Consider the following 11,168-nt stretch of genomic DNA (forward strand, 5'->3'; position numbering starts at 1 on the left):
CCCACCTCGAAGGAGCGCCATGAGCCGCACCACCCCCGACACCGCAGGAACCTTCAGCGACGCCGAGAAGGAGGCGATGCGCGCCCGCGCGGAAGAGATCCGCACGGAGAAGGCACAGGGCCGCGGCGCGAAGAAGCGCGAGAGCGACCGCGCGAAGCTCGAGGAGCTGATCGCCGCACTGCCCGAGGGCGACCGTCGCGACGCGCAGCGCGTCCACGAGATCGTCGGCCTCGTCGCCCCGGAGCTCGACCCCCGCACCTGGTACGGGATGCCGGCCTGGGCGCTCGACGGCGAGGTGGTGTGCTTCTTCACCCCCTCCTCGAAGTTCGACGAGCGCTACTCGAGCTTCGGCTTCAACGCCGCCGCGCGCCTCGACGAGGGCAGCATGTGGCCGACCGCCTTCGCCGTCACGGCGGTGGACGACGCCGCCGCGGAGCGGATCGCGGAGCTGGTCGCGCACGCCGTTGGCTCCTGAAGGACGGCGGGCCCGCCTTCAGTCCCAGCGGAACAGCGCCCCGGCCACGACGGTCCCCACGACCACGGCCCCGGCGAGCGCCAGCAGCGACCCGCCCGGTAGCGGCTGGCCCGCCCAGGCCGCGGCGAGCGCCTCCACCCCGGCGCCGAAGGGGAGCAGCGCCCCGATCTCCGCCAGCGGATCCGGCAGCGCGTCGCGGCCGCCGAACATGCCGCCCAGCGCGCCGAGGCCCAGGAAGCCGAGCAGGCCGATCGCGGTCCCTGCGCTCGGGGACGGGGCGACGGCGGCGATGATCATCCCCGTCGCGTACATCGCGGCGGCCGTGAGGGCGAGGGCGCCGAGCGCCGCCCCGGGGTGCAGCGGTGCGTTCGCACCGAAGGCGAGGACCGCCACGGCGCCCGCGATGAGGATTCCGAGCGTCGCCTGCACCGCCGAGACGATCGCCTGGGCGAGCAGCACCAGCACGGGGGAGGCCGGGGTCACCGCGAGGCGGCGGAGGATCCCGGATCTGCGGTAGTACGTGAGGAAGCTCGGCATGTTCAGCACGCCCACGAAGGCGAGCACCATCACCAGCACGAGCGGGAGCACGTACAGGTCCAGGACCGTGTGGCCGGCGACGACCTCCTGTCGGCTCGCCCCCGAGGCGGTCGTGAGCAGGATCAGCAGCGGCAGCGCGAGCGGGGTGACCAGTCCTGCGGTGTCGCGGAGGACCATCCTCCCCTCGGCGCGGACCGTCATCGCGAGCGCCCGCAGCCCGGGGCCGCGCGCGTCGAGGGATGCTCGGGGCTCGGGGGCGGGGGAGAGAGTACTCATCGCGAGGCCTCCTGGGCTCGGGGCGCGTCGCCGGTCAGGGCGAGGAAGGCGTCCTCGAGGGTCGCCACCCCCGCGGCGCCGATGACCTCCGCAGGGGTGCCGGCGGCGCGCACCCGACCGGCCGCGAGCAGCACGATCCGGTCGCACAGGTGCTCCACCTCGTCCATCGCATGGCTCACCAGGAGGATCGTCACCCCCTCCGCATGCATCGTCTCGAGGGTGCTCCACATGCGGCGCCGCGCGGAAGGGTCCAGGCCCGTGGTCAGCTCGTCGAGGATCAGCACGCGCGGCCGACCGATCATCGCCAGCGCCACCGAGACCCGCTGCTGCTGGCCGCCGGAGAGGTGCTCGAAGCGGGTCCCGGCCTGGTCCCGCAGCTCCACGAACTCGAGCAGCTCCTCGCGCGGGCGCGGCGCGGAATAGAAGCTGCCGTAGAGGCGGAGCAGCTCGTCCACCGTGAGGGCGCCGTGGAGGTAGCTCTCCTGGAGCTGCACCCCGAGCACCTGCCGCAGCGCACGCCGATCGCGCACCGGGTCCAGGCCCAGCACCGAGATCCGTCCCGCGTCTGGGCGCCGCAGCCCCGCGACCAGCTCGACCGTGGTGGTCTTGCCCGCACCGTTCGCCCCGAGGATGCCGAGGGTCTCTCCCTGCCGCACCTTCAGATCGAGCCCGTCCACGGCGGCGCGCCCCCGGTAGCTCCTGCGCAGCCCGGCGACGCGCACGGCGATCTCACGCGGATCCCCCCTGCCGCCTGTGCCGTCCGTGCCGTCTGTGCCGTCCGTGCGTCCGGTGTCATCGGTGCCGTCCCCGTCGCGCTCGTCATGCCGTTCCTCGGTGATCATGCCCCCGACGCTAGGGAGCGGCGGCCGGTCGGCGCGCGTGCCGCCGGTCACCGGCTCCAAGCCGCCGGACCATGACCATCGGCACGGGCGGGGACCGGAGCGCGGCCCTACGCTGAGGTCATGCCGTGGTTGAGGACGGAGGGCTGGGCCGGGGCGGTGATGCTCGTGGTCGCCGTCGGCGTCTCCCTGCCTGCGCTGCTGGGCATGATCGACTCCGCGCTGCCGCGCCCGGTGTGGTTCCTGCTGCTGGTGGCCTACCTGCTGGGCTTCGGCGCGATGGGCGTCGTCGGCCGGCCGCGGTGGGAGCGCACCGCCCTCGGCGTCGCGGTGCTGTGCTCCTGGGGCCTGATCCTCTCGACATCCGGCGGCGGGCTGATCCAGGTGCTCGTCGTGCTGACCGCCGCCGCGAGCGTGTACGTCGTCCCGGCGCCGGCCACCGCCGGGATCATCCTGCTGAACACGGCGGTGGTCACGACCTCCGTCCAGCTCGCCCACGGCGACCTGATCGAGTCGGTGCTCCTGTCCGGCTTCTACCTGCTGATCCAGGTCGCGAGCGCCTTCAGCACCGCCACCCTGCTGCGGGAGGTGCAGATGCGCACGGAGCTCGCCCGCGCTCACGTCGAGCTGCGCGCGGCGGGCGTCCTGCTGGCGGAGTCGGCGCGCACCGCGGAGCGGCTGCGCATCTCCCGCGAGCTGCACGATCTCATCGGCCACCAGCTCACCGTCCTCACCCTCAGCCTCGAGGCCGCCCGCCACCTCGAGGGGGAGGAGTCCCGCCGCCAGGTCGAGCGCGCCGACCGGGTCGCCCGGGAGCTGCTGGGCGACGTGCGGGCGACGGTGGGGGAGATGCGGGAGCGGCCCGCGGATCTCGGCGCCGCGCTGCGCGGCATGGTCGAGGGGCTGCCCGGGCTCGAGGTCGAGATCGTGACGGATCCGGGGGAGCCGCTGAACCTCGGCGAGGTCGAGCAGATCGCGCTGATCCGGCTCGCCCAGGAGGCGGTCACCAACACGCTCCGTCACGCCGACGCGACCCGGCTGCGGATCGAGGTGAGCGCTCGCCAGGGCGAGGTGGAGCTGAGCGCACGCGACGACGGGGCCGGGGCGGAGGAACTGGCGCTCGGGAACGGGCTGCGCGGGCTGCGGGAGCGGTTCGAGCAGCTCGGCGGGGAGCTCACGGTCGATCCGGGGCCCGGGTTCGCGGTGCGGGGACGGCTGGTGGGCTCGTGACGCGGGTGATCGTGGTGGACGACCAGGCCCTCGTGCGCGAGGGGATCCGCACTCTGCTGGAGCTCGCGGGGATCGAGGTGGTCGCCGAGGCCGAGGACGGCGCGGAGGCGCTCGCCGTGATCCGGGAGCACGTGCCCGACGTGGCCCTGATGGACCTGCGGATGCCGCGCCGGGACGGCATCTGGGCGCTCGAGCGGCTGCGCGAGCAGGGCAGCGAGGTCCCGGTGCTGGTGCTGACCACCTTCGACGACGACCACCTGGTGCTGCGGGCGCTGCGAGCGGGGGCGCGCGGCTACCTGCTCAAGGACGTCACGATCGAGCAGCTGGCCCGTGCTGTCGGCATCCTCGCGGGCGGCGGCACCCTCATGTCGCCCTCGATCACGGACTCGCTGCTGCGCGCGCTGCGCGACGGCGCGGCGGAGCGGGAGGCGGAGAAGTCGCCGCTGCAGATGCTGACCGCGCGGGAGACCGAGGTGCTGAGGCTCGTGGCGGAGGGTTGCAGCAACCGGGAGATCGCCGAGGTGCTGCACCTGGCCGAGGGCACCGTGAAGAACCATCTCTCGGTGATCCTGCAGAAGACCGGGTCCCGCGACCGCACCAGCGCCGTGCTGCGGGCGCTGCGCGAGGGACTGCTGGGGTGAGCCGGCGCTGCCTGCTGCGGGGGCGCCGCGGGGGTGGGCCGCGGGGGGTGAGGAGTGCCGGACGAGGACGGGCCGCGTCTCCCCGAGCGGGGAGGCCGCGGCCCGTGATGTGGAGCGGGCGACGGGAATCGAACCCGCGTAATCAGTTTGGAAGACTGAGGCTCTACCATTGAGCTACGCCCGCATGACCGGACCATTGAACCAGATCAGCGGCCCGGGAGCACCTTCGCTGTGCGCCGCGCGACATGCATCTCCTCACAGGGGCGTCGAACGCATCCGATGGGAGGGCGGGCGAACGGGTAGGCTTCCCTGGGTTGCCCTCCGGGGTGTAGCTCAGCTTGGTAGAGCACCCGCTTTGGGAGCGGGAAGTCGCAGGTTCAAATCCTGTCACCCCGACTCCGCTGCCGGTCGCCACCGCGCGCGAGCCCCGGGCATCCGTGACAGCAGTCCACCGATCCACGATCCACAGGGAGACCTGACCAGTGAAGACCGAGTCCGAGAAGCTCAGCCCCACCCGGGTGAAGCTCACCGTCGAGGTGCCCTTCGACGAGCTGAAGCCCGCCGTCGAGGCCGCCACCGCCAAGATCGCCGACCAGGTGCAGATCCCCGGCTTCCGCAAGGGCAAGGTCCCCTCCACGCTCGTCGAGCAGCGCTTCGGCCGCCCCGCGATCATGCAGGAGGCCGTCAACGACGCCCTCCCGGACTTCTACCAGCAGGCCGCCGCCGAGGCCGAGCTCAAGCCCGTCGGCCGCCCCGAGGTCGAGGTCAACGAGGTCCCGGGCCTGGACGGCACCGAGACCGGCAGCCTGATCTTCACCGTCGAGCAGGACGTCCGCCCCGAGATCGAGCTGCCCGATCTGTCGACCCTCGAGGTCGAGATCGAGGAGCCCGCGGTCGACGACGACGCCGTCGAGGTGCGCCTGACCGAGCTGCGCGAGCGCTTCGGCACCCTTGTGGGCGTGGACCGCCCCGCCGAGGATCGCGACTTCGTCTCCCTCGACATGGTCGCGACCATCGACGACGAGGAGATCGAGACCGTCGAGGGCGTCTCCTACCAGATCGGCGAGGGCAACATGCTCGAGGGCCTCGACGAGGCGCTCATCGGCCTCTCGGCCGGCGAGGACACCACCTTCACCTCGACGCTCGCCGGTGGCGAGCGCGCGGGCGAGGAGGCGACCATCAAGGTCACCGCCCAGTCCGTCAAGGTGCGCGAGCTGCCCGAGGCCGACGACGAGTTCGCCGAGATGGCCTCCGAGTTCGACACCATCGACGAGCTCAAGGAAGACCTGAAGACCCAGGCCGAGGCCGACGCCGCGGGCAACCGCGTGGCCCTGGCCCGCAACGCCCTCCTCGAGAAGCTCCTCGAGGAGCTCGAGATCCCGGTGCCCGAGCAGCTGGTCGAGGACGAGGTCCTCACCCATTTGCAGAACGAGGGCAAGGAGGCGGGCGACCCGCACGGCGAGGAGATCCGCGAGGACACCGTCAAGGCGATCCGCGCCCAGTTCCTGCTCGACGAGCTCAACGCCACCCGCGAGGTGCAGGTCGGCCAGAACGACCTGATGAACTACATGGGTCAGCTCTCCCAGCAGTACGGCATCGAGCCGAACCAGCTGCTGCAGATGCTCGCCCAGTCCGGTCAGCTCGAGCAGATCTTCGGCGAGGTGCAGCGTTCCAAGGCCCTCGACGTCGCGCTGCGCGAGGTGACCGTCAAGAACGCCTCCGGCGATGTGCTCGACCTCGGCCTCGAGGCCGACGAGGAGGACGCCGCCGAGGAGTCCGTCGAGGACGAGGCCCCGGCCGAGGCCGACGAGGCCGCCGACTCCGAGAAGTGAGTCCTCCCCGTCCGTCTGCCTAGGGCAGGGCAGGGTCGCTGAGAATCGGGATCGTGCCGCTCAGCGGCGGCGCGGCCGGTAGAGGCGCCCGCAGGTCTCGAGATCGGTGCCGATCGTGCCGGCCGCGTCCCAGCGCACCCGTCGGCCGCCCGGCACGTCGAAGATCCGCACCCCGTCGCCCAGGAAGATCGGCACGGTCCATACCTGCAGCTCGTCGACGAGATCGTGCTCGAGGGCCTGCCGGGCGATGTCGGCGCTGATGATCTGGACGTCGAGGGGGCCGGCGAGCTCCCGGGCCCGAGCGATCGCCTCGCGGACATCCAGGTCGAGGGCGATCACCGAAGGATCCGCGGCGAGCTCCTCGGGGCGGTGGGTCAGGATGATCTCCGTGCCGGACCAGGCCCCGCCGTAGGCCTCCGCCGTCAGCTCGTCCCGCTCGCCCGCCTGCTCGCGGGCCGCGTCGTAGCCGCGCCGTCCGGAGATGATCACGCCGACGGCCGCCGCGAGTCCGGCGAGCTCCGCCTCGTCGGCCGCCTGCCCCTCGGCCGCACTCTCGGCCCCGCCGGGCGCCGCGGGAGTGTCGGAGAGGAAGCTCATGTCGTGGCCGGGGCCCGCGATGAACCCGTCGAGCGAGGCAGTGAAGCCGTAGGCGACCTCGCCCATGTCTGCTCCTGGTGCGCTCGGGATGGCCGGACCCGCGGTGGCGGGGTGGCGGACCCTCGTGTCCTTCAGCCTGCTCCCGCGGTCGTGAGGAGGTCAAGGAATCCGCCCGGGATGCGGGACGAGCCCGATCCCCTCGAGGGGATCGGGCCCGTAGCCGGCGGAGCCGGAGGGATCAGCGGTAGCTGACGAAGGTCGGGTTGCCCCAGATCGAGCGCTCGACCACGCGCTGCTTCGAGCCGGAGGCGTCGATGACCTGGCCGTTGCCGGCGTAGATCGCGACGTGGCCGGGCCAGGCGACGATGTCGCCGGGACGCGCCTCGGACTGCGAGATGGTGCGGCCGCCGTCGGCGATCGCGCCGGAGGAGCGGGGCAGGTCGATGCCCGCGGCCTCGTAGGCGAAGTTCACCAGGCCGGAGCAGTCCATGCCGCTGAGGCTGGAGCCGCCCCAGGAGTAGGGGGTGCCGACGGCCGAGCGGGCCGCGTTGACGATGCTGCTCGAGGAGGAGGAGCCCTCGGAGGAGGACGCGGAGGCGGAGCCGCCGACGGGAGCCGACGAGCCGCCGTTGAGCGCGCCACGGGTCTGGGGGCCGACCACGCCGTCGACCTGCAGGTCGTTCGCGGCCTGGTAGTCCTTGACGGCCGCGTGGGTGCGCTTGCCGAAGACGCCGTCGACCTCGAGGGAGGCGCCGTTGTCGTTGAGCGCCTTCTGCAGGTCCTCGACGTTGTCGCCGCGCGAGCCCCAGCGGAGCTTCTCGGTCGAATCGAGGGCGGCGGAGGGGGCCGCGGTCTGGGCGGCGGGGGCGGACTGCGCGGGAGCGGCGGGAGCCGCCGGGGCGGCCTGGGCGGCGCCTCCGGTGAAGGCGGTGCCGACGAGGACGGAACCGAGGATCGCGGCACCGCCGACGCCATAGGCAGCCTTGCGGGCGCCGGCGATCGGGGTACGGGCGAGACCGGGGGTCCGGTGGGTGTTGTGCTTGGCCATGAGTGCGGTTCGTTCCTTCCGGGCCGGTCACGTCGACCGGGGCTGTCGTGCTGGATCGTGCGACCACCGCTGTCGGGGTGAGTGCGTCACCGTGGGTGATGGATTCACCGTAGGGGCCGGTGCGCGCCCGACCGAAGGGCTTTGGGGGAGCCGGGCAGGGGACTTGACGGGTTCTTTGCGTCAGGTCGACCAGACGTGACCCGACGGAGGGACGGCTTGACGATCCGGCGAACCGTCGGACACAGCGGCGGACGGGGTGCCCTCGCGCCGTCGGCCAGTGCGCCTGCGGCGAACAGCCCCCCGAGGCGCCCTGCGCACCGCCTAGAGTCGAGCCATCGTCCATCCCGCCCTGAAGGAGACACCGTGACCTCTCAGAACACCAGGACCTCCGCGCCGCGCGGCGCCATGGGGGACACCCCCATGGGGCTTGACGACAACGTCTACCAGCGCCTGCTGCGCGAGCGCATCGTGTGGCTCGGCTCCGAGGTGCGCGACGAGAACGCGAACGCCATCTGCTCGAAGCTGCTGCTGCTCGCCGCGGAGGATCCCGACAAGGACATCTACCTCTACATCAACAGCCCCGGCGGCTCCATCACCGCGGGCATGGCCATCTACGACACCATGCAGTTCGTCAAGCCCGACGTGGTGACGGTCGGCATGGGCATGGCGGCCTCGATGGGGCAGTTCCTGCTGTCGTCCGGGACCAAGGGCAAGCGCTACGCGACCCCGCACACCCGGGTCCTCATGCACCAGCCGCTCGGCGGCCTCGGCGGCACCGCCACCGACATCAAGATCCAGGCCGACCTCATCCTCTCCATGAAGCAGCAGCTCGCCGAGCTGATCGCCGAGCAGACGGGCAAGAGCGTCGAGCAGATCCACGCCGACTCCGACCGCGACCACTGGTTCACGGCCGCCGAGGCCCTCGAGTACGGCTTCATCGACAAGATCGTCAGCGGCTCGGGCGACGTCACCGGCGGCGGCGGCACCGACGACTGACCGTCCTCCCGCCCGCCCCGTCACCCGCCGACACCACCCCACGCCAGGAGACCTCGTGACCTTCGACCCCCGTTTCTACGGCTCGCTGCCGTCCGTCCCGACCGCGCAGGTCGGTGCGGGCACAGCCCCGATGCCCACCAGCCGCTACGTGCTCCCGCAGTACGAGGAGCGCACCGCCTACGGCTTCAAGCGCCAGGACCCGTACACCAAGCTCTTCGAGGACCGCATCATCTTCCTCGGAGTGCAGGTGGACGACGCCTCCGCCGACGACGTGATGGCGCAGCTGCTCGTGCTCGAGTCCCAGGACCCGGACCGCGACATCACGCTGTACATCAACAGCCCCGGCGGATCCTTCACCGCGCTGACCGCGATCTACGACACGATGCAGTACATCAAGCCCGACATCACTACCGTGTGCCTGGGCCAGGCGGCCTCCGCCGCCGCCGTGCTGCTGGCCGCGGGCTCCCCGGGCAAGCGCCTCGCCCTCCCGAACGCCCGCATCCTCATCCACCAGCCCGCCATGGGCGGTCAGGGCGGCGGCCAGGCCTCCGACCTGGAGATCCAGGCCAACGAGATCATGCGCATGCGCGAGTGGCTCGAGCAGACCCTCGCCCACCACTCCGGCCGCACTGCCGAGCAGGTGAGCAAGGACATCGAGCGCGACAAGATCCTCACCGCCCAGAGCGCTCTCGAGTACGGCCTGGTCGACCAGGTGCTGACCTCCCGCAAGGAGCCCCGCGCCCAGGTCGCGCGCTGAGTCCGACGGGGCGGGGGTCGTGGCCCCCGCCCCGTCCGGCACGCCTCCGTCCCCGGGCGCGGCCTCCCGCATCCGCGGGGCCCCGCACGGTACCGTGGACGAGGTCCTCCACCGCGAGGACCGCCCTGCCGGGCATCGGCCCCGGAGACTCCCGACCACCTGACGAGAGGACACGCAGATGGCCCGCACGAGCGAGGGGACGGACGTCTTCAAGTGCTCCTTCTGCGGCAAGTCGCAGAAGCAGGTGGAGCGCCTGATCTCGGGTCCCGGGGTGTTCATCTGCGAAGAGTGCATCGAGCTGTGCAACGAGATCATCGCGGAGGAGATCCAGGCGGCGCAGCCCGTCGCCGAGGAGCAGGCGCCGCTGCCCGCCCCCCGCGAGATCTTCGACTTCCTCGAGGAGTACGTGGTGGGCCAGGAGCCCGCCAAGCGCGCCCTCTCGGTCGCCGTCTACAACCACTACAAGCGTCTGCGCGCCCAGGACGCCGAGGCCGGTGCGCACGGCGGCAAGACCGCGGCGGCGGCCCTGGCCGAGGAGGCCGGGAGCCACGAGGACCCGGTCGAGGTCGCGAAGTCCAACGTGATGCTCGTCGGGCCCACCGGCTGCGGCAAGACCTATCTCGCCCAGACCCTCGCGCGCATGCTCGACGTCCCCTTCGCCATGGCGGACGCGACCGCGCTGACCGAGGCGGGCTATGTCGGCGAGGACGTCGAGAACATCCTGCTGAAGCTGCTGCAGGCCGCGGACTACGACGTCAAGAAGGCCGAGCGCGGCATCATCTACATCGACGAGGTCGACAAGATCGGGCGCAAGGCCGAGAACCCCTCGATCACCCGCGACGTCTCGGGCGAGGGCGTGCAGCAGGCGCTGCTGAAGATCCTCGAGGGGACGGTCGCCGCGGTGCCTCCGCAGGGCGGGCGCAAGCACCCCCACCAGGAATTCATCCAGATCGACACCACGAACGTGCTGTTCATCGTCGCGGGCGCCTTCGCCGGTATCGAGGACATCATCGGTTCGCGGATCGGCAAGCGCGGCATCGGCTTCGGCGCGGAGCTGCACACCCCCCTCGAGCAGGAGCAGATCTACTCCAAGCTGCTGCCGGAGGACCTGCTGAAGTTCGGGCTCATCCCCGAGTTCATCGGCCGCCTGCCGGTGATCACGAGCGTGACGAACCTGGACCGGCCGGCCCTCATCTCGATCCTGACCGAGCCGCGGAACGCCCTGGTGAAGCAGTACCAGAAGATGTTCGCGCTGGACGGTGTCGAGCTCGACTTCGAGCAGTCGGCGCTCGAGGCCATCGCGGACAGGGCGATCGCCCGCGAGACCGGGGCGCGCGGGCTGCGCGCGATCCTCGAGGAGGCGCTGCAGCCGGTGATGTTCGAGGTGCCCTCGCGGGACGACGTCGCGAAGGTCGTGATCACCGCCGGGGTGGTCACCGAGGGCCGCGCGCCTCTCATGGTCACCGCGAAGGACGGCGAGCGCGCCGGCCGCGAGCGCCAGGATCGCTCGGCCTGATGAGCGCAGACCGTCCCGCCCCGCTCGTGCCCGACGACGTCGAACGCGCCCGCGAGCTGCTCCTCGGGGAGCGCCGCAGCATCGACAACATCGACGCCGCCCTCGTGCACCTCCTCGCCGAGCGCTTCGCCCACACCCAGCGGGTGGGGGTGCTCAAGGCGGCCCACGGCCTGCCCCCGGCGGATCCGGACCGCGAGCAGCAGCAGATCCAGCGTCTGCGCTCCCTCGCCGACGAGGCGGGCCTGGACCCCGTCTTCGCCGAGGCCTTCCTGCGCTTCATCGTGACCGAGGTGATCCGCCATCACGAGCGGCTGCGCGAGGAGCACCCCTCCTCGCCGGAGCAGCCCGGCCCGTCGGACCCCGCCGCCTCCTGACCAGCAGGGGAACCTGCCAGGAGTCCCCGCCGCGCGGCGTGCGCGCTGGT

The 11,168-nt window shown here is 72.0% G+C and carries 12 protein-coding genes and 2 tRNA genes; 9 read left to right on the forward strand and 5 right to left on the reverse strand.

The window, feature by feature from the left end; all coding sequences use genetic code 11:
• Positions 1-19: 19 nt before the first annotated feature.
• The gene (locus ACZCAH_RS09910; protein ID WP_464340920.1) at positions 20-475 is read left to right on the forward strand and encodes a hypothetical protein; all 456 of its coding nucleotides are present in this window, start codon (positions 20-22) and stop codon (positions 473-475) included.
• 18 nt (positions 476-493) lie between these two features.
• Here ACZCAH_RS09910 and ACZCAH_RS09915 read toward each other — a convergent pair whose 3' ends face one another.
• Entirely contained in the window at positions 494-1,288 is a 795-nt protein-coding gene (locus ACZCAH_RS09915; protein ID WP_464340921.1) for an ABC transporter permease, read from the reverse strand.
• The gene (locus ACZCAH_RS09920; RefSeq protein ID WP_464340922.1) at positions 1,285-2,130 is read right to left on the reverse strand and encodes an ABC transporter ATP-binding protein; all 846 of its coding nucleotides are present in this window, start codon (positions 2,128-2,130) and stop codon (positions 1,285-1,287) included. Before ACZCAH_RS09920 ends, ACZCAH_RS09915 begins: the two co-directional genes overlap by 4 nt.
• 120 nt (positions 2,131-2,250) lie before the next feature.
• Here ACZCAH_RS09920 and ACZCAH_RS09925 point away from each other — a divergent pair, with 120 nt between their 5' ends.
• Positions 2,251-3,357 (forward strand): sensor histidine kinase, encoded by a 1,107-nt coding sequence (locus ACZCAH_RS09925; RefSeq protein ID WP_464340923.1) that lies wholly within the window; start codon positions 2,251-2,253, stop codon positions 3,355-3,357.
• Positions 3,354-3,998 (forward strand): response regulator, encoded by a 645-nt coding sequence (locus tag ACZCAH_RS09930; RefSeq protein ID WP_464340924.1) that lies wholly within the window; start codon positions 3,354-3,356, stop codon positions 3,996-3,998. Before ACZCAH_RS09925 ends, ACZCAH_RS09930 begins: the two co-directional genes overlap by 4 nt.
• A 110-nt stretch (positions 3,999-4,108) precedes the next feature.
• Here the strand turns inward: ACZCAH_RS09930 and ACZCAH_RS09935 are convergent.
• Positions 4,109-4,182: transfer RNA gene (locus ACZCAH_RS09935), tRNA-Gly, on the reverse strand.
• 138 nt (positions 4,183-4,320) lie between these two features.
• On the opposite strand from ACZCAH_RS09935, the gene ACZCAH_RS09940 reads away from it, so the two are divergent.
• Together ACZCAH_RS09940 and tig are read left to right on the forward strand one after the other, a co-directional pair.
• A tRNA-Pro gene (locus ACZCAH_RS09940) sits at positions 4,321-4,394 on the forward strand.
• Between the two features lie 86 nt (positions 4,395-4,480).
• Positions 4,481-5,830 (forward strand): trigger factor, encoded by a 1,350-nt coding sequence (tig, locus tag ACZCAH_RS09945; RefSeq protein ID WP_464340925.1) that lies wholly within the window; start codon positions 4,481-4,483, stop codon positions 5,828-5,830.
• A 60-nt stretch (positions 5,831-5,890) separates the two neighbouring features.
• Here the strand turns inward: tig and ACZCAH_RS09950 are convergent, their stop codons facing one another.
• Complete coding sequence (locus ACZCAH_RS09950; RefSeq protein ID WP_464340926.1) at positions 5,891-6,493, reverse strand: dihydrofolate reductase family protein; 603 nt, start codon at positions 6,491-6,493, stop codon at positions 5,891-5,893.
• A 172-nt stretch (positions 6,494-6,665) separates the two neighbouring features.
• Positions 6,666-7,475 carry a C40 family peptidase gene (locus tag ACZCAH_RS09955; RefSeq protein WP_464340927.1) on the reverse strand — a complete coding sequence of 270 codons (810 nt, stop codon included), beginning with the start codon at positions 7,473-7,475 and terminating at the stop codon, positions 6,666-6,668.
• Between the two features lie 363 nt (positions 7,476-7,838).
• Here ACZCAH_RS09955 and ACZCAH_RS09960 point away from each other — a divergent pair, with 363 nt between their 5' ends.
• The 4 genes from ACZCAH_RS09960 to ACZCAH_RS09975 all read left to right on the forward strand — a co-directional run bounded on the left by ACZCAH_RS09960 (position 7,839) and on the right by ACZCAH_RS09975 (position 11,118).
• Complete coding sequence (locus ACZCAH_RS09960; protein WP_329747287.1) at positions 7,839-8,471, forward strand: ATP-dependent Clp protease proteolytic subunit; 633 nt, start codon at positions 7,839-7,841, stop codon at positions 8,469-8,471.
• A gap of 130 nt (positions 8,472-8,601) precedes the next feature.
• On the forward strand, positions 8,602-9,228 hold the full coding sequence (locus ACZCAH_RS09965) for an ATP-dependent Clp protease proteolytic subunit (RefSeq protein ID WP_329747320.1): 627 nt from the start codon (positions 8,602-8,604) through the stop codon (positions 9,226-9,228).
• A 178-nt stretch (positions 9,229-9,406) separates the two neighbouring features.
• Complete coding sequence (clpX, locus tag ACZCAH_RS09970) at positions 9,407-10,744, forward strand: ATP-dependent Clp protease ATP-binding subunit ClpX (RefSeq protein WP_464340928.1); 1,338 nt, start codon at positions 9,407-9,409, stop codon at positions 10,742-10,744.
• On the forward strand, positions 10,744-11,118 hold the full coding sequence (locus tag ACZCAH_RS09975) for a chorismate mutase (protein ID WP_329747289.1): 375 nt from the start codon (positions 10,744-10,746) through the stop codon (positions 11,116-11,118). The genes clpX and ACZCAH_RS09975 overlap by 1 nt, the downstream gene beginning before the upstream one ends.
• The last annotated feature ends 50 nt before the right edge of the window (positions 11,119-11,168 follow it).

This window comes from Brachybacterium sp. B718/18, from assembly GCF_055454375.1.